At 76.2% G+C, this 16,969-nt stretch carries 13 protein-coding genes; 7 read left to right on the top strand and 6 right to left on the bottom strand.

The features are described from left to right. The first annotated feature begins 289 nt into the window (after positions 1-289). The 3 genes from D7294_RS01040 (at position 290) to D7294_RS01030 (ending at position 3,729) form a co-directional block, all read left to right on the top strand. Positions 290-1,099: a DsbA family protein gene (locus tag D7294_RS01040; RefSeq protein WP_120674402.1), complete on the top strand. Its 810-nt coding sequence runs from the start codon at positions 290-292 to the stop codon at positions 1,097-1,099. Positions 1,100-1,310: 211 nt separating this feature from the next. Next, positions 1,311-2,387, top strand: a complete 1,077-nt coding sequence (locus tag D7294_RS01035; protein WP_120674400.1) for a C40 family peptidase — start codon at positions 1,311-1,313, stop codon at positions 2,385-2,387. A gap of 61 nt (positions 2,388-2,448) precedes the next feature. Further along, positions 2,449-3,729, top strand: a complete 1,281-nt coding sequence (locus tag D7294_RS01030) for a hypothetical protein (protein ID WP_120674398.1) — start codon at positions 2,449-2,451, stop codon at positions 3,727-3,729. A 108-nt stretch (positions 3,730-3,837) separates the two neighbouring features. On the opposite strand, the gene D7294_RS01025 is transcribed toward D7294_RS01030, so the two are convergent. The 3 genes from D7294_RS01025 to D7294_RS01015 all read right to left on the bottom strand — a co-directional run bounded on the left by D7294_RS01025 (position 3,838) and on the right by D7294_RS01015 (position 7,208). After that, complete coding sequence (locus tag D7294_RS01025; protein ID WP_120674396.1) at positions 3,838-5,181, bottom strand: lipase; 1,344 nt, start codon at positions 5,179-5,181, stop codon at positions 3,838-3,840. 196 nt (positions 5,182-5,377) lie between these two features. Beyond that, positions 5,378-5,809 carry a hypothetical protein gene (locus tag D7294_RS32410; protein WP_194117717.1) on the bottom strand — a complete coding sequence of 144 codons (432 nt, stop codon included), beginning with the start codon at positions 5,807-5,809 and terminating at the stop codon, positions 5,378-5,380. 49 nt (positions 5,810-5,858) lie between these two features. After that, entirely contained in the window at positions 5,859-7,208 is a 1,350-nt protein-coding gene (locus tag D7294_RS01015) for a PspC domain-containing protein (RefSeq protein ID WP_120674394.1), read from the bottom strand. A 120-nt stretch (positions 7,209-7,328) separates the two neighbouring features. Between D7294_RS01015 and D7294_RS01010 the strand changes: the two genes are divergently transcribed. Together D7294_RS01010 and D7294_RS01005 are read left to right on the top strand one after the other, a co-directional pair. Further along, the gene (locus tag D7294_RS01010) at positions 7,329-8,603 is read left to right on the top strand and encodes an ATP-binding protein (RefSeq protein WP_120674392.1); all 1,275 of its coding nucleotides are present in this window, start codon (positions 7,329-7,331) and stop codon (positions 8,601-8,603) included. Beyond that, a complete protein-coding gene (locus D7294_RS01005; protein WP_174248238.1) occupies positions 8,596-9,330 on the top strand; it encodes a LuxR C-terminal-related transcriptional regulator in 735 nt (244 codons plus the stop codon). The genes D7294_RS01010 and D7294_RS01005 overlap by 8 nt, the downstream gene beginning before the upstream one ends. A gap of 94 nt (positions 9,331-9,424) precedes the next feature. Here D7294_RS01005 and guaA read toward each other — a convergent pair whose 3' ends face one another. Beyond that, positions 9,425-11,023, bottom strand: a complete 1,599-nt coding sequence (gene guaA / locus D7294_RS01000; protein ID WP_120674390.1) for a glutamine-hydrolyzing GMP synthase — start codon at positions 11,021-11,023, stop codon at positions 9,425-9,427. Positions 11,024-11,366: 343 nt separating this feature from the next. On the opposite strand from guaA, the gene D7294_RS32705 reads away from it, so the two are divergent. Together D7294_RS32705 and D7294_RS00985 are read left to right on the top strand one after the other, a co-directional pair. Beyond that, positions 11,367-11,624, top strand: coding sequence for a chorismate mutase (locus D7294_RS32705; RefSeq protein ID WP_241562056.1), 258 nt, complete (start codon positions 11,367-11,369; stop codon positions 11,622-11,624). Between the two features lie 510 nt (positions 11,625-12,134). Continuing rightward, positions 12,135-13,028 carry a hypothetical protein gene (locus D7294_RS00985; protein ID WP_120674383.1) on the top strand — a complete coding sequence of 298 codons (894 nt, stop codon included), beginning with the start codon at positions 12,135-12,137 and terminating at the stop codon, positions 13,026-13,028. A 225-nt stretch (positions 13,029-13,253) separates the two neighbouring features. Here the strand turns inward: D7294_RS00985 and D7294_RS00980 are convergent, their stop codons facing one another. Beyond that, on the bottom strand, positions 13,254-15,362 hold the full coding sequence (locus D7294_RS00980) for a GMC oxidoreductase (protein ID WP_120674381.1): 2,109 nt from the start codon (positions 15,360-15,362) through the stop codon (positions 13,254-13,256). Then, positions 15,362-16,936 (bottom strand): succinic semialdehyde dehydrogenase, encoded by a 1,575-nt coding sequence (locus D7294_RS00975; protein WP_120674379.1) that lies wholly within the window; start codon positions 16,934-16,936, stop codon positions 15,362-15,364. The genes D7294_RS00980 and D7294_RS00975 overlap by 1 nt, the downstream gene beginning before the upstream one ends. Positions 16,937-16,969: the final 33 nt, after the last annotated feature.

Raw genomic sequence — 16,969 nt, 5'->3', positions numbered from 1 at the left:
CCCGGGGCACCTTCCGCAAGCCACCACCCCGGCCGTCACCGCCCCTCGCGACCCGCCCCTCCGCCCGCGGGCCGGGGGGTGACGGCCCGGGCCTGTGGGCCGGGACCACCACCGCCATCCGGCCCACAGGCCCGTTCCCCCGGCCGCCCGCCTCCGGGCGGCGGCCGGTGGGGCAGACCCCATCCGCCCGCCCCGGCTCCGGCCGGGGCGGGCGGCCGCGTTGCGGGCGGCAGGCGCGACCGCGCCGGGGGCGACCGCGTTGCGTGCGGGACGGGCCTACCCTTGCGGCATGCCCGTCTCACGCACCAGGAAGAAGCCCGCCGGACGCCGGCCCGCGCGGCCGGGCCGCGGACCCGCCGGCGCGCAGGCCGGGGAGCGCGGCCGGGCGCCCGTGCGCTGGGGCGCGGTGGTGCTCGCGGTGCTGCTGGTGTGCGCGCTGGCGATCGGCGTGCTCTCCACGCTCGGCGGCAGCCGGGGGGGCGCGGACGAGGGCGCCCAGGACGCGGAGGCGAGCGCGCCCGCGGCCGATCCCTCGCTCGCCGCGCTGGCCCGCAGGGACGCGGACGACCCGCTCGCCGTGGGCGAGGCGGACGCGCCGGTGGTGATGATCGAGTACGCGGACTTCCAGTGCGCCTTCTGCGGCATCTACGCCCGCGACACCTACCCGCGCCTGCTGGAGGAGTACGTGGACGCGGGGAAGCTGCGCATCGAGTTCCGCAACTTCCCGATCTACGGCCCCGAGTCGGACGCGGCCGCGCGGGCCTCCTGGGCGGCGGGGCAGCAGGGCCGGTTCCAGGAGTTCTACCGGGTGGCCTTCGGCGAGGAGTTCCACCAGAACAGCGGCCGGTTCGAGGAGGACAACCTGCGGCGGCTCGCCGAGCAGGCCGGGGTGGCGGACCTGGACCGGTTCGCCGCGGACATGGAGTCCTCCGCGGCCGACGAGGCGGTGGGCGGGGACGCGCAGGAGGCGCTGAACGTGGGCGTCACCACCCCGCCGCTCTTCCTGGTCAACGGGCGGCCGCTCCAGGGGGCGCAGCAGCTGGACAAGTTCGAGGAGGCCATCGACCTGGCCCTGGAGGAAGCGCAGGGGGCCGGGTAGCCGGGCCCGCGCGGCCGGGCGGCCGGGCGGCCGGAGCCGGAGGGCCGGGGCACGGAGGCTCGCCGCGCCGATCACGAATGGTCACACTGCGACGACAAGCAGTTAAGTCGCCGGTCAAGTTTCGTCGGCTTCCGCCAGTTTCCCTGGGATTGGCACCAATCCCGTTCCGGCGGCACGCGCGCCACCCCGCGCAGGCTTAGCGTCCAAGGCCATGTCACAGCAACGCAAGAGCCTCTGGCACCGGCACCGCGGGGCCCACCGGAAGCGATCCAGGCCCTCGCCGATCACCGGTCCCGTCCTGCGCACCGCCGCCGCCACCCTCAGCCTCGCCTCCCTCCCCTTCGGCGCGGACGCCGCCCTGGCGGAGCCGGCGCCCGCCGCCGCCGACTTCGCCGAGGTCCGCGACCGCGTGGACGCGCTGCACCACGAGGCGGAGGAGGCCACCGAGCGGTACAACGCCGCCACCGAGGCCGCGGCCGGCGCCGAGGCCCGCCTGGAGCGGCTCCAGGATCTGGCCGCCCGCCGCACCGAGGAGCTGAACGCGGCCCGCGACTCCCTCGGCGCCCGCGCGAGGGCCGAGTACCGGCTGGCCGGCTTACCGCCCTCGGTGCAGCTGGCCCTCTCCTCCTCCCCCGACGACTTCCTGGAGCGGGCCGCCGTCCTCGACCGCGCCGGCGACCGCGAGGCCGGGACCGTGCGCGAGGTGCGGCGGCAGCTGCGCGACCTCGACCAGCTGCGCGCCGAGGCCGGGGAGCAGGCGGACGCCCTGGCCGGCGCCCGGGAGGAGGCGCGCGAGGAGCGCGAGCGGGTGACCGAGCGGCTCGCCGAGGCCGAACAGCTCCTCGGCACCCTCACCTCGGCCCAGCGCGCCCGGGTCCTCGGCACCGCGGGCGCCCCGGCCGCCGCCCGCCCGGAGGCGCCGGTGGCGGCGCCCGGGCCGCGCGCCGCGGCGGCCGTCGCCTTCGCCTACGCCCAGCTCGGCAAGCCCTACGGGTGGGGCGCCACCGGCCCCGACGCCTACGACTGCTCCGGCCTCACCCAGGCCGCCTGGAGCTCGGCCGGGGTGGCGCTGCCGCGCACCAGCTACCGCCAGGTCGGCGCGGGCACCCGGGTCTCCCGCGCCGAACTCGCCCCGGGCGACCTGGTCTTCTACTACTCGGGCTACAGCCACGTCGCCCTCTACGTCGGCGGAGGGCAGATCATCCACGCCTCACGGCCCGGCGCCCCGGTGCGGGTGGCCCCGGTCGACTCCATGCCGTTCGCCGCCGCCACCCGGCCCGCGTCCTAGCCCGGCGTGGCGTAGGGCACAATCCTTTCTCAGGGGTCCGGGAGAGGAATCAGGGAGCACAGTGGCCGTGGAGGCGTCCCGCGACAGCGCGGCAAGCGAAACGCACGCGAGCGACTGCGCCTGCGGCGACTGCCGGGAGGGCGCGGGAGCCGGGCACAGGCGCGCCGTCGCCGCGTTCCTGCGCAAGCGCGACGAGCTGGCCGCGGGCACCGGGATACCGCAGGCGCTGGCCCACTCCCCCGAGGCCGCCAGGCAGTGGATCTCCGACGAGCTGACCCAGGCGGCCCGCGAGCTGTCGCGGCGCGCGGGCGAGGCGGGCTCCGCCTGGCTGTCCCGGCTGGCCGTGCGGACCATCGTGGCCCTGTGGTCTGCGGTCGGCCTGCTGCTGGTGCTTGACGTGCTGACCGCGTTCGGCGGCGGCTGGACCCTGGCCAGGACCGCCGGGCTGCTCGCCGCCGTGCTGCTGGCGGGGCTCCTCACCCCCATCGCCTGGCTGCACCGGGACCGCGGCGGGGTGCTGGCCCCGCTGGTGGGCGAGGACAACCGGCTCTCCACCTCCCGGGCCGTGGCCGGGGCCTGGCTGCTGCTCGCCGGGTACGCCGTGCTGCTGCTGGCCCTGACCCTGGCCGGGCTCGGGGGCTCCGCCGGGGAGCGCGAGGCGCTGCTGTCCGGGCTCGACCTGGAGCACGGCGGCGGCCTGCTGACCGCCGTCGGCGTCACCTGCGCGGTGACGGTGTGGGTGCGGCACACGGTGGCCACCCGGGTGCGGGGCTTCCGGATGCAGAAGGTGCGGGCCGCCCGGCCGCGGGCCGCCGACCTGCTGACCGACGACTCGGGCCGCGGCAGCTTCACGGACGTGCAGTACGTGCTGGTGAACACCGTGGCCATGCTGCTCGGCTGCGCGGGCCTGGCCCGCGCCCCGCGCGAGGTGCCGGGGGTGCCGTGGACGGTGGCCCTGCTGGTCGCCGTCTCGGCGCTGACCTACGTGGCGGCCAAGTACACCGACGGCGGGCGGCCGGTCATCCAGTCGGTGGTCAGGGTGCGCGAGCCCGGTGAGCTGCACGCCCCGATCCGGCCGGGCGACGACCTGGAGATCAGGGGCTCGGGCTTCGTGCCCGCGGGCGCCGAGGCGGCGGAACGGCTGGCCGAGACGGTGGTGCGGATCGGCGGCGTGCTGGTGCCGGTGCCGCTGGTGCCGGTGCGCGGCGGGTTCAGCAACCCCGGGGACACGCGGCTGACGGTGCCGGTCCCCGCGGAGGTGGACGCGGGCCGGGTGGACGTGCAGGTGATCACCGCGGCGGGCACCGAGTCCGGCCGCTACGTCATCACCGTCGCCGACTGAGCCGCCCCCGGCCGAGCCACCCCGGCTGCCGCCCCTGCCTGAGGCGCCCCCGGCGGCGGCGCCCGGCCCGGGGGCCAGGCCGGTCCTGGGCGGGCGCCGCCGCGTGGCTCACGGCCTGTGGCCGAGCAGCGAGTCGAACCAGCGGATCGTCTCGGGGAGGGCCGCGACGCTGCTGCCGACGTGGCGGGAGCCCTCGTAGTCCACCTCGCCCAGGTCCACGACGCCGGCCTCGGCCCCGGCGGCGCGGAAGGCGGCGGCGCAGCCCGCGGTGTTCTCCGTGAGGGCCTGTTCGTCGCCCCGGGCGTAGTACAGGCGGACGGGCACCTCGGGCGTCCAGTCGCGGCACACGCCGCTGGTCGCCCGCAGCGCCTCGGCCAGCGCCCCGGTGGGGGCCGCGAGCAGCGCACGGCCGTGCGGGGTCAGCAGGGCGTCCACCGTGTCCGGCGTGCCCGCCATCACCTCGGGCCCCTGGTGCGTCCCGTCGAACAGCTCGTCCATCGTCCGGTCGTAGGGGGAGCGGAACACCTCGGCCGGGTCCGCGTAGACGGCGCCCCCGGTCTGGCGGTTGAAGGAGGTGAGCGCGTACGCCAGGTACATCGTGCTCCACTTGGGGTCGAGGCGGCCGTCGAGCAGCGCGGGCAGTTCGGTGCCCGCGAAGTCGTAGGCGCCGCTCACCGGCGCCAGCGCGGTGGCCTGGAACCAGCGGTCCTCGCCCGCCTCCAGCGCCCTGGCCAGCCCCACCGCGGCGGAGGCGCCCTGCGAGAAGCCCGTGATCAGCACGTCCCGGCTCAGCCGGTGCCCGGCCTGCGGCGCGAACTGCCGGGCGGCCCGCAGCATGTCGAGGGAGGCGGAGGTCTCGGAGGGGATGTCCATCCAGGGGTGGCTGCCGGGGCCGAGGCCCATGCCGAGGTAGTCGGGCGCGACGGCGGCGTAGCCCGCGGCGGCGTAGCCCACCGCCGGCCCGGTCACGAAGCTCGCCCGCTGCATCGAGGGAGCGTCGTCGCGGTGGACGCCGCTGCCGTGGGCGAAGGACACCGTGGGCAGCGCGGCCCGCCCGGTGCGGGGCAGGACCAGCAGCCCGCTCGCGGTGGTCGGCTCCCCCTCCCGGTCCACGGTGCGGTAGGTCAGCCGGTAGGCGTCGACGCCGTAGGCGGCCACCCCGCCGTCGAACCCGGAGGCCACCAGCTCGTCCGCGGCATCGGACGGCTCGGGCAGGGAGTACCGCAACTCGGCGTCCACCAGCGTTCCGCGGGCGCCGGCCCGGCCGGCCCGGTGCCCTTCGGCGCCGCCGGCGGCGGCCTGTCCCCCCGCGGCGGCCTGCGGCGCGGCCTGGTGCGGGCCGTGCGGCAGGCTCCGGGCGGCCGCGGTGCCGGCCAGCGAGAGGCCGCAGGCGGCCAGCGTCAGGGCGCAGGCGAGGGCGAGGGTGGAGGTCCTGCGTGGGCGTATGCGCATTCATGTTCCCGTCGTTCGTTTCCTGTCCGACGGCTCCAAGCGTTCCGGTACCCGTCCACCCGGCACACGGAGGCGGACGCCCGATTCCGCGGTGTACCTGGCACCACCCCCGTCCTGGGGCAGTCCCGAGGGCGAGGCGCACAGGGCCAGGCCGGCCGGGGCGCGCCCGCCCGGGACGGATCCCGCCCGGGACGGATCAGGCGCCGTCGCGGCGCGAGGCGCCCCCGTTGCGCGGGGCACCGCCGTCGCGCGGGGCACCGCCGTGGTGCGCGGCGCCACCGTGGTGCGCGGCGCCACCGTGGTGCGCGGCGCCGACCGGTTCTGCGGCCCGCAGGTCCTCGCCGCCCGCGCGGGGCGCCGCCGCCCCCTTCGCCATGTCTCTCCGGCCTTCCGTACGGCCTTCCCGCCGCCGCGGCATGCGGGCGCCGAAGGCGAGCACCGCGACCACGCCGGAGACCAGCAGCGCGGCCGGGAGCAGGCCGAGCAGCACCGGCAGCGGCACCCGGTCCTTGCCCCCGGTCGCCCGGATCAGGTGCACGGCCGCGATGCCGAGCAGCGCGAGGCCGAGCACGAGCCTGGCCGGCTCGAACCTGTGCCGCCGCAGGATGGGCCTGTTCCGCGCGCTCACCTGATCTCCTCTCCGCCGCCATACCGGGTGCCCCGCACCACGGGGGAACTCATCGGCTTCCCTCCACGGCGCGGTGCACCTCCACGTTGCCGATCCCCATCTCCAGCCGCAGCTCGATGGTGCCACCCGGCTCCTGCCCCTGCTCCGCCTCGTAGACGGAACGCTCCTCCTGGCCGATCCCGCCGAAGGAGGTGTCGGGCCCCGTCCGGTCCCCGCCGGGCAGCGGGGTGTAGCTGAACGCCCCCAGGTCGATCTCCGTGTCCACCTTGAGCGTCACGTCCGGCGGGACCAGCACGGTCACCTGCCCCGCCCCCGCCTCGACGGCGGTGCTGACGGTCCGGCCCGGCGCCACCTCCAGGCCCGTCAGGTCGAGTTCCGCGTCGCCGGTGCCCAGTTCGTACACCGGGCGCAGCTCCGCGGCCGAGGTCACCTGCCACACCGGCTCCGACCAGCCCGTGGTGATGTTGTCCGGCAGCAGCGAGGCGCCGCTGAGCAGCCCGCCGGTCAGGATCACCGCGAGGACCGTGCCCGCGCCGAGGCGCCCGAAGAAGGTGCTGACCAGGAAGCCGAGGCCGAACACCGCGAGCGCCGCGCCGAGACCGATGACGAGGGCGGTGCCCAGCGGCTGGCTCTCCCAGGACAGGGCCGTGCCCACGACGCAGGCCAGCATCGCCAGCAGCAGCACCAGCGCGCCGAGCCGGAACTCGCGCGGCTCCGGCTCCCCGGCCGGCAGGTGCTCGCGCGGCGCCCACACGCCGGGCGTCCACCCGGCCTGCGCGGGCAGCGTTCCCTGGCCGGCCGCGCGCCGCCGGTAGTCGCCCGGCCTGGCGTCCTCGGGACCCCACAGGTAGCCGCCCTCGCCGGTGCCGCGCCACCAGGAGGGCCCGGCCGCGGCGGGCGGGGCCTGCGCCTCGGGCGGCGCCTCGGCCACCACCCGCTCCGCCGCCCCGTCCGCCGCCGCGCCCTCCGCCTCCCCGGCCTGCCTTCCGGCCCGGCGCCGCGACCAGTAGGCGACCCCGGCCAGGGCGGCGAACACCTGGATCGAGAACCCGGGCACCGCCCCGTCGCGGCCGATCGAGGCGAGCAGCAGCCCGCAGCCGGCGAGGATGAACAGCAGCGCGGTGAGTCCTGGGCCCTCCACCCGGCCGGAGAGCAGCCGCCTGCCCTCGTTTTCCTCTTCCCCCTCGAAGGGGATGAGCAGCCAGGCCAGGCCGTAGGCGACGCAGCCCAGGCCGCCGATCACGGAGAGGACCGCCAGCGGCACCCGGAAGATCACCGGGTCGATGTCGTAGGAGCGGCCGACCCCACCGCAGACGCCGCCGATCACCTTGTGCCTGCGGCTGCGGGACAGCCGCGGCTGTGTGGCCTGCTCCGGGCGGGCGCCGAGGTCCTGGGTCATGCTCCCATGGTGGCGGCCCGCGCGCCGCGGCGGAATCCGGGGCGGCCCCGAGCGTTCCCTGAGGTGCCTGGGGGGACACCCTGATGCCCGCGCTCGGCCGTTCGTGTGAGTATCGGGGACATGACGACGCCCAGCGCGGCCGAGACGGCCGCACTCGACGAGGCGCCCCTGCGCAAGCTGTACCGCAGCGCCGACGGGCGCGTCCTCGGCGGGGTGGCGCGCGGTCTCGCCGGGCACCTGCGGCTGCCGGTGTCCTGGGTGCGCCTGGCGTTCGTCGTGATGATGATGGCCAACGGCCTGGGCGTGCCGCTGTACGGCCTGTTCTGGTTCGTGGTGCCGCTGGGCGCGCCGGCCGCCGGCCCGCGCGCCCCGGCCACGCCCGGTCTCCGGCACCTGCTGCGGCGCCCCGACAAGCGGCAGGTCCTCGCGCTCGCGGTGCTGGCGGCGGCGCTGGCCACGCTGGGCGCCAACGTGCACTTCCCGGTCGACGCCCGGTACCTGTGGCCGCTGCTCGTCGTCGGCATCGGCGCCGCCGTGGTGTGGCGGCAGGCGGACGACTCGCGCCGGGCGTACTGGGCGGCGGCGACCCGGCGCAGCCGCTGGCTGCCGCTGCTCCGCACCGCGGCCGGAACGGTCCTGGTGTGCCTGGGCGTGGCCGGCTTCGTGGTGGGGCAGAGCCCGCCGGCCGAGGCGCTGGCCCTGGTCCTGCAGGCCTCGGTGGCGGTGGTCGTGGGCATCGCGCTGCTCGCCGGGCCCTACGTGATCCGGATGGTGCGCGAGCTGTCCGAGGAGCGGACGATGCGCATCAGGGCGCAGGAGCGGGCCGAGGTCGCCGCCCACATCCACGACTCGGTGCTGCACACCCTCACCCTGATCCAGCGGAACTCGGAGAACGGCCGCGAGGTCGCCAGGCTCGCCAGGGCCCAGGAGCGCGAGCTGCGGGTGTGGCTGTACAAGTCGGCGGAGCGGGTGCGCGAGCCGGCCGAGGAGGAGGAGAAGCCGGGCACCCTGGCCGAGGCGGTGCGCGCCACGGCCGCCGAGGTGGAGGACCACCACGGGGTGCCGATCGAGGTGGTGTGCGTGGGCGACTGCACGCTCGACGAGCGGCTGGCCGCGCAACTCCAGTCGGCCCGCGAGGCGATGGTCAACGCGGCCAAGTACGGCGGGGAGGGCGGACCCGTCCGGGTCTTCGCCGAGGTGGAGGGGCGTACGGTCTTCGTATCGGTCCGCGACCGCGGGCCCGGCTTCGACCTGGACTCGGTGCCGGCGGACCGGATGGGCGTGCGGGAGTCCATAGTCGGGCGGATGCAGCGCAACGGCGGCACCGCCCGCGTGCGGTCCACGCCCGGCGAGGGCACGGAGGTGGAACTGACGATGGAGCGAGCGGATGACTGACCAATCCCACCGGAGGGCCGGGGGCGAGGGCGGCGGGGCCGTCGAGGGAACGGCGGGCCGCGCGCAGGCCAGGGCGCGCGTCGTGCTGGTGGACGACCACCGGATGTTCCGCGCCGGGGTGCAGGCCGAGATCGGGCTGACCGAGGAGACCGGCGTGGAGGTGGTCGGCGAGGCCGGGGACGTGGACCAGGCCGTGAACGTCATCAAGGCGGCCAGGCCCGACGTGGTCCTGCTCGACGTGCACCTGCCCGGCGGAGGCGGGGTCGAGGTGCTGCGGCGCAGCGCCGCGCTGATGTCGCACGCGGAGCACCCGGTGCGCTTCCTCGCGCTCTCGGTGTCGGACGCCGCCGAGGATGTGATCGGCGTCATCCGGGGCGGGGCGCGCGGCTACGTGACGAAGACCATCACCGGGGACGACCTGGTGGCGGCGATCTTCCGGGTGGCCGAGGGCGACGCGGTGTTCTCGCCGCGCCTGGCGGGCTTCGTGCTGGACGCCTTCGCCTCCTCGGAGGCGGCGCCGGTGGACGAGGACCTGGACCGGCTGACCCAGCGCGAGCGCGAGGTGCTGCGGCTGATCGCCCGCGGCTACGCCTACAAGGAGGTGGGCAAGGAGCTGTTCATCTCGGTGAAGACCGTGGAGAGCCACGTGTCCGCGGTCCTGCGCAAGCTGCAACTGTCCAACCGCCACGAGCTGACCCGCTGGGCCACCGCCCGCCGCCTGGTCTGAACCGGCCCCGGCCCGCCCGGCCGGGAGCGCGGCGCCCGCCGGGAGCGCGCCGCCTGCCCGCAGCGCGCCCGCCGGCCCGGTGTGCCGGGCCGGCTCACTCCCACTCGATCGTGCCGGGCGGCTTGCTGGTGACGTCCAGGGTGACCCGGTTGATCTCCGCGATCTCGTTGGTGATGCGGGTGGAGATGGTGGCCAGCAGGTCGTAGGGGAGGCGGGACCAGTCCGCGGTCATCGCGTCCTCGGAGGAGACCGGGCGCAGCACCACCGGGTGGCCGTAGGTGCGCCCGTCGCCCTGCACGCCGACGCTGCGGACGTCGGCGAGCAGCACCACCGGGCACTGCCAGATCTCCCGGTCGAGTCCGGCGGCGGTCAGCTCCTCGCGCACGATGGCGTCGGCCTCGCGCAGCACGTCGAGCCGCTCGCGGGTGACCTCGCCGACGATGCGGATGGCGAGCCCCGGGCCGGGGAACGGCTGCCGGTGGACGATCTCCTCGGGCAGGCCGAGCTCCCGCCCGACCATCCTGACCTCGTCCTTGAAGAGCGTGCGCAGCGGCTCGACCAGCTCGAAGGCCAGGTCCTCCGGCAGGCCGCCCACGTTGTGGTGCGACTTGATGTTGGCGGTGCCGGTGCCGCCGCCCGACTCGACGACGTCCGGGTAGAGCGTGCCCTGCACCAGGAAGGCCACGTCGTCCCCGGCGGCGCCCGCCTCGGCCAGCAGCTCGGCCTGCTCCTGCTCGAAGACCCGGATGAACTCCCGGCCGATGATCTTCCGCTTCTGCTCCGGGTCCGCGACCCCCGCCAGGGCCGCCAGGAAGCGGTCGGCGGCGTCCACCACCCGCAGCCTGACGCCGGTGGCGGCCACGAAGTCCTTTTCCACCTGCTCGGTCTCGCCCTTGCGCATCAGCCCGTGGTCGACGTACACGCAGGTCAGCTGGTCGCCGATGGCCCGGTTGACCAGGGCGGCCGCGACCGCGGAGTCCACGCCGCCGGACAGGGCGCAGATCGCCCGCCGGTTCCCGACCTGCGCCTTGATGGCGGCGACCTGCTCGGCCACGATGCTGCCGGTGGTCCAGGAGGGCGTGATCCCGGCGCCCTCGTAGAGGAAGTGCTCCAGCACCTGCTGCCCGTAGGTCGAGTGCACGACCTCCGGGTGGTACTGCACGCCGTACAGCCGCCGCGTGTCGTCCTCGAAGGCGGCGACGGGCACGGTGCCGGTGGCGGCGGTGACGGTGAAGCCCTCGGGCGCGGCGGAGCAGGCGTCGCCGTGCGACATCCACACCTGCTGCTCGCTCGCGGTGCCGTGGAAGAGGGTCGAGTCGGGCGCGGAGACGCTGAGCGCGGTGCGGCCGTACTCGCGGGCCCCCGTGTTGTCCACGCGCCCGCCGAGCGCCTGCGCCATCAGCTGGAAGCCGTAGCACATCCCGAAGATCGGCACCCCGGCCTCGAAGAGGGCCGGGTCGATGCCCGGCGCGTCCGGCGCGTACACCGAGGCGGGGCCGCCGGAGAGGATGATCGCGCGCGGCTTCCTGGCCAGCAGCTCGGCGACCGGCGTGGTGGAGGGCACGATCTCGCTGTAGACCCGCGCCTCCCTGACCCGGCGCGCGATGAGCTGCGCGTACTGGGCCCCGAAGTCGACGACGAGGACGGTGTCGGCGCGGGGACCCGCGTCGCGGCCGGCGTCCGGGTCTGCCACGTGTGCCACGTCACTGCCTTTCGTGCCTTGCGGCGGTGGTGCTGGGGGGATGTGTGCCGCCAAGTCTAGATGGCATACTCGGCGACATGCTTTGCGTGGTGCGTCTCGCCCGCTTTACCTATGGCACCGGCCCGGCCGAGTGCCATGGGGAGTTCGGCGTACCTCGCTGACACCGACACCCTTCGCGCCCCGGGCCCATGAGCGGCGGCCCGGGGCGTTCGCGTGGGGCCGTCCTCGCCGAGACGGATCGAGGAGACCCTCCGTGACCACCAGGAACGCCACCGGCACCGGCACCCCCGCCACCCCCGAGCCGGAGCCCGCCGCCCCGGCCTCGCCCGCGGCCGTGCCGGACGCCGGCCACCCCGAGGCCGTGATCGCCGCCGCCAGGGGCCGCATCGACGAGCTCGACGGGCGGATCATCGCCCTGATCAGGGAGCGCATGGCCGTCTCCGCGCACGTGCAGCGCACGCGCCTGGCGGCCGGCGGGCGGCGGGTGCACCTGGCCCGCGAGATGGAGATCCTGCGCCACTACCGCGAGGGCCTGGGCCGTCCCGGCACCCAGCTGGCGATGACGCTGCTCGAACTCTGCCGCGGCCGTTAGGCCGCGTCGTTCGGATCTTCGCGGATCAGGCCGCGCCGGCCCGGACCCGGCGCCGCCGACTCCGCCCCGCCACGTCACCCGTACGGAGCGTGACCGCCCCGCGCGGGGCTTCGTTGAACGGGATGTTCCCGGGGCGATGTGGCGCACCGGCCTCCGCGGTGTGGCGAGGGCGGCGCGTCGTGGGACCTCGCCCCGGTGCGGTGGCCGGGCAGCAGGGGACAGCGGGCCGGTCACGACCTCGGGCGGCCGGTCCCCGGGACGCCGGGGACCGGCCGCCGCTCGGTCCAGGATGCCGCGACGTCGCACCGGTGCCGCCCTGTCGCCCGTGCGCGTCGCCCGGCCCGGCCGCGCCCCCCGCGGCCGGGCCCCCCGCGCGAGGGGCCGCAACCACCCCGCCCGCGTCCCCCCTTTCCCGGCGCCGTGCCGGAGCACAACCACGCCCCAGGGTGAACGGTCAGACCAGATGCCGGAATTCGGCTTCACCGCACGTTCACTCACGAGGGGAACACCATGACCCACCGCCGGCTCATCGCGGCGACCACGCCGTTACTCGCCGCCTCCGCCCTCCTGCTGGCCGCCGCCCCCGCGCACGCGGCCGCCGTGCCGATCGACGACCTGTGGCCCAACGACTCGGTCGAGTGCTCCACCTCGGGTCCGGCGGCGCCGGTCGACGTCGAGGTGACGGGCCTGCCGCAGACCCTGGAGCCCGGCACCTGGGCGGAGTTCACCTACCGCGCCACGAACCTGAGCGACGGGGAGATGGAGTACCTCTACACCTACGCCTCGTTCTGGACGTACCCGGCCGACTCGGAGGAAGGCAGCGACGTCTACGACTTCGACTTCCAGTGGTACACGAACGGCCACTGGACGGACGTCCAGTTCGAGTCGGACCTCGCCCACGGCGCCTTCGGCATCGCCCGCATCATGCAGTCGGGGATCTCCGCCGAGGCGCGGATGCGGGTGCGGGTCACCGAGCCGGGCCCCGGCACCGCGGAGCTCACCACCAGCGCCTTCACCCGGGTCGGCGAGGCGGAGTGCCACTGGGCCCCGGAGCGGCAGACCTACGAGATCGCGCTCCCGGAGCCGGACGACCAGCCCGGCGACCCGAACGGCCCCGGCGATTCCGGCGGCCCCGGGGACGGCGGCGGACCCGGTGACGGCGGGGACACGGGCGGCACCGGCGACACGGGGCAGCCGGGCGAGCCCACGCCCGACCCCACGCCCTCCGCGCCGGGGCAGGGCGGGAGCGGCGGCCCCTCGGGCAACGCGCCCGGGCCGCAGGGCGGGCAGCTGGCCGCGAGCGGGGCGGTGGGAACCCTCCCGCTGCTGGCGGCGGCCGGCGGCGCGGTGGCCCTCGGCGGGGTGCTCGCCCGCGGCGCCCGCCGGCGCGGCCTGGGCGCCTGAGCCCGGCCCTGCCTGGCCGGGGCGGGGCGGGGCGGTACGGGGCGGTGCGGGCCGGGAGCCGTGCCGCGCCGCGAAGATCACGGCGGCCGTGTGGAGTTCGTGTCCATTCCGTGAGCGTTCCGGGGGCAACCGCGGGCGGGGGTGACCGGTCTTAGCAATGACCCACCGCACCCTCGGCCGCGCCCGCACGGTCGCCGGCCGGTCAAGGACCGAAGGGGTCCGCTCCTACTTCCCCCGAGGAGCGGGCCCCTTCGCCGTCTCGTACGCCCGCCGCGCCGCGCCGTCCCCTGCGCGTCCCGGGCTTCCCGCGCGCCCGGCGCTCGCGGCGCCCACTTCCTCCCCGGCACGCTCCGTGCGCCCCGCGTTCGCCTCCTTCGCCGCCGGCGCCGGGGCCTCCACGCGCAGCGCGGCGAAGGCGGTGGCGGGGACGGCCGGCCGGGCGGGGGCGACGGGCGTGAGCGGGACATAGGGGGCGCCCTGCGGCGGGCGTGGGTCGGGCTGCCCCTTGTTCGGCCACAGCGCCATGGCCCGTTCCGCCTGGGCGGTGATGGTGAGGGCCGGGTTGACGCCCGGGTTGGCGCAGACCGCGGAGCCGTCCACCACCGAGATGCCCGGGTGGCCGAACAGCCGGTGGTAGGGATCGACCACGCCGCGCTCCGGGTCGGCCCCGATCGAGCAGCCGCCGAGGAAGTGCGCGGTCATCGGGGCGCCGAACAGCTCGCCCACGTTGGTGCCCGCGAAGCCGTTGATGTCCTCGGCGATGCGCCGGGCGGCCTCCTCGCCCTGCGGCAGGTGGTCCGGGTTGGGGGCGCCGTGCCCCTGACGCGCGGCGAGCTTGCCACGGCCGGGGCCGCGCCGCTTGCGGTAGGTGATCAGGGAGTTGTCCACCGACTGCATCACCAGGCCGATGATGGTGCGCTCCGACCACCTGCGGTTGGACATCGACACCAGGAACACCAGGGGGTGACGCAGCGAGGTCAGCACGTACGCCAGCAGCTTGGGCAGGCGCCCCCTGCGGAACTGCTTGACGGACAGCAGCCCCATCGCGTTGGAGCCCCTGCCGTACCTGACGGGCTGGATGTGGGTGTCCGCGTCGGGGCGGATCGAGGAGGTGATGGCGACGCCGCGGGTGAAGTCGGGCACCGGCCCCTTTCCTGCCTCCTCGCTGCCCTCGGTGCTCCCGGCCTCCGCGGTGCTCCCGGTGCTCCCGGCCTCCCCGGTCCCCGGGGCGGCGGCCTGTGAGGCGGCGCCCGGCCTGGCGCGGTAGCGGCGCGGCGTGGTGCGGGCGCCCACCAGCGCCTCGGAGTTGGTGCGGGTGAGGCTGCCCAGGCGCGCCGAGACCCGGGGCAGCGTCCCGGTGTCGCGCATCCGGTGCAGCAGCGTCTGCGTGCCGTAGGTGCCCGCGGCCAGGATCACGTACCTGGCCCGCAGCGTGCGGGGGCGCCGGCGGCGGCCGGGCCACCTGGCGTCGGTGGCCCGGACGGTGACCGCATAGCCCGCGCCGCCCGGGAGTTCGGCCACGGCGGTGACCGTGGTGAGGGGGTGCACCTCGGCGCCCGCCCGCTCGGCGAGGTGGAGGTAGTTCTCGTTGAGGGTGTTCTTCGCGCCGTGGCGGCAGCCGGTCATGCACTCGCCGCACTGCAGGCAGGCCCGCCGCGCGGGCCCCGCGCCCCCGAAGTACGGGTCGGGCACCTCCTGGCCCGGGCGCGCCCGCGAGGCGCCGTCGGCGTCCTGCGCGTCGCCGAAGAAGACGCCGACGGGGGCGAGGTGGAAGGTGTCCCCCACGCCCATGCGCTCCGCCGCGGCCTTCAGGTGCCGGTCGGAGTCCGTGAAGGTGGGGTTGGTGCGGACCCCGAGCATGCGCCTGGCCTGCCCGTAGTACGGGGCGAGTTCGCGCCGCCAGTCGGTGATCTCGCGCCACTGCGGGTCGCGGAAGAAGGCCGGGGGCGGCACGTAGAGGGTGTTCGCGTAGTTGAGCGAGCCGCCGCCGACCCCGGCGCCCGCCAGGATCATCACCTTGCCGAGCAGGTGGATGCGCTGGATGCCGTAGAGGCCGAGGCGCGGGGCCCACAGGTAGTCGCGCAAGGCCCAGGAGTTCTTCGGCAGTTCGGAGCGGGCGAAGCGGCGTCCCGCCTCCAGGACGCCGACCCGGTAGCCCTTCTCGGTCAGGCGCAGCGCGCTGACCGCGCCGCCGAAGCCGGAGCCGACGACGAGGACGTCGTAGTCCAGGCCGGCCTCGGCCTCCCGGGCGGGTCCCGGGCGCCCGCGGGGGGCGCCGCGGGGGCGGGACTGCCGGGGATCCTCGGGGCCTTCGGGGGAGTCGCGGTGAGTCATCAGCGTAACCTCAGTGTCTTCATGACCTTCAGGGAGTGGTTCATGAACGCCGCGTGCCTCCGGTCGTCCATGCCGAGCGAGGGCGCGAGCGGGAGCAGCCGTTGCTGGGCCACGGTCTGCGACTCGGTGTACTTGAGGATGCCCTCGGCGCCGTGCCTGCGGCCGAGCCCGGAGTCGCCCATGCCGCCCATCGGCGCCTGCACGCTGCCGTACGCGGCGGCGTAGCCCTCGTTGATGTTGACGGTGCCGGTCCGCAGCTGGGCGGCTATCCGGCGGGCGCGGCGGGAGTTGCGCGACCAGATGCTCGCGTTGAGGCCGTAGGGGGAGGCGTTGGCACGGGCGACGGCCTCGGCGTCCTCGGCGAAGCGGTAGACGGAGACGACGGGGCCGAAGGTCTCCTCCTCGCAGGCCAGCATGGGGGGCCTGACCCCCTCCAGGATGGTCGGCTCGTAGAAGAGCGGCCCCAGTTCGGGCCGCGGCCTGCCGCCGGCGAGCACCCGGGCGCCGTGCGCGACGGCGTCCTCGACGTGGCGCTCGACGGTGGCGAGCTGCGCCCCGGAGGCCAGCGAGCCGACGTCCGTTCCCCAGTCGAGGGGGGCGCCGAGCCGCAGCGCCCTGGTCCGTTCCACGAACCGCCGCAGGAACTCGTCCGCGACGTCCCGCTGCACGTAGAGCCGCTCGACGGAGACGCAGAGCTGCCCGGCCGAGGAGAAGCAGGCGCGCACCGCGCCCTCGGCCGCCCGGTCCAGGTCGGCGTCGTCCAGCACCAGCATGGGGTTCTTGCCGCCGAGTTCGAGGCCGGCGCCGATCAGCCGGGCGGCGGCGCCCTGGGCGACCTCGCGGCCGGTGCGGGTGGAGCCGGTGAACGAGACGTAGTCGGCGTGCCGCACGAGCAGCGGGCCGAGCTCGGGTCCCGGGCCGAGGACGAGCTGCCACACGTCGGCGGGCAGGCCGGCGTCCACCATCAGCCGCCTGGCCCACAGGGCGGTCAGCGCGGTCTCGGTGTCCGGCTTGAACACCACGGCGTTGCCGGCGGCGAGGGCGGGGATGGCGTCCCCCGCGGTGAGTTCGAGCGGGTAGTTCCAGGGGGAGATCTGCCCGACGACCCCGCGCGGCTGCTTCGTCTCCCGCACCCGGGTGAGCAGCGGGATCACCCCGGTGCGGCGGCGCGGGCGCAGGTAGGCGGGGGCCTTGCGGCCGTAGTGCCGGGCGGCGAGGGCGACCGCGAGCAGTTCCTCGTGGGCGTGCAGCCTGGCCTTGCCCGTCTCCAGCTGGATGAGGTCGAGCACCTCGGACTGCCGGTGCAGCAGCAGGTCGTGGAAGCGCAGCAGCACGGCGGCGCGCTGCCTGACGGGTCTGGCCGCCCAGGCGCGCTGGGCCACGGCGGCGCGCTCGAAGGCCTCGGCGACCTCGGCCTCGCCCGCCGCGGGCAGTTCGGCGAGCCGCTCGCCGGTCAGCGGGCTGTGGCAGGCCGTCGTGCCCCTGCCCGCGATGCCGTGGGTGAGCCGGTCGAGCAGCTCGGGGGTGACCACGCGGGCGGCCTGCGCCCTGGCGTCTGACTGCGCTGTCGTCATAGGCGGAGGGTAGGACCGGCCCGTGGGCGCTGC

The organism is Streptomyces hoynatensis (assembly GCF_003626535.1).
GTDB lineage: Bacteria > Actinomycetota > Actinomycetes > Streptomycetales > Streptomycetaceae > Streptomyces > Streptomyces hoynatensis.
The sequence above is the reverse complement of the archived record's forward strand: the minus strand, read 5'-3'. Positions and strand labels throughout refer to the sequence as shown.

Coding starts and splice junctions, on each gene's coding strand:
- D7294_RS01040 (WP_120674402.1), top strand. CDS start 290: ATGCCCGTCTCACGCACCAGGAAGAAGCCCGCCGGACGCCGGCCCGCG.
- D7294_RS01035 (WP_120674400.1), top strand. CDS start 1,311: ATGTCACAGCAACGCAAGAGCCTCTGGCACCGGCACCGCGGGGCCCAC.
- D7294_RS01025 (WP_120674396.1), bottom strand. CDS start 5,181: ATGCGCATACGCCCACGCAGGACCTCCACCCTCGCCCTCGCCTGCGCC.
- D7294_RS01015 (WP_120674394.1), bottom strand. CDS start 7,208: ATGACCCAGGACCTCGGCGCCCGCCCGGAGCAGGCCACACAGCCGCGG.
- D7294_RS01010 (WP_120674392.1), top strand. CDS start 7,329: ATGACGACGCCCAGCGCGGCCGAGACGGCCGCACTCGACGAGGCGCCC.
- D7294_RS01005 (WP_174248238.1), top strand. CDS start 8,596: ATGACTGACCAATCCCACCGGAGGGCCGGGGGCGAGGGCGGCGGGGCC.
- D7294_RS00985 (WP_120674383.1), top strand. CDS start 12,135: ATGACCCACCGCCGGCTCATCGCGGCGACCACGCCGTTACTCGCCGCC.
- D7294_RS00980 (WP_120674381.1), bottom strand. CDS start 15,362: ATGACTCACCGCGACTCCCCCGAAGGCCCCGAGGATCCCCGGCAGTCC.
- D7294_RS00975 (WP_120674379.1), bottom strand. CDS start 16,936: ATGACGACAGCGCAGTCAGACGCCAGGGCGCAGGCCGCCCGCGTGGTC.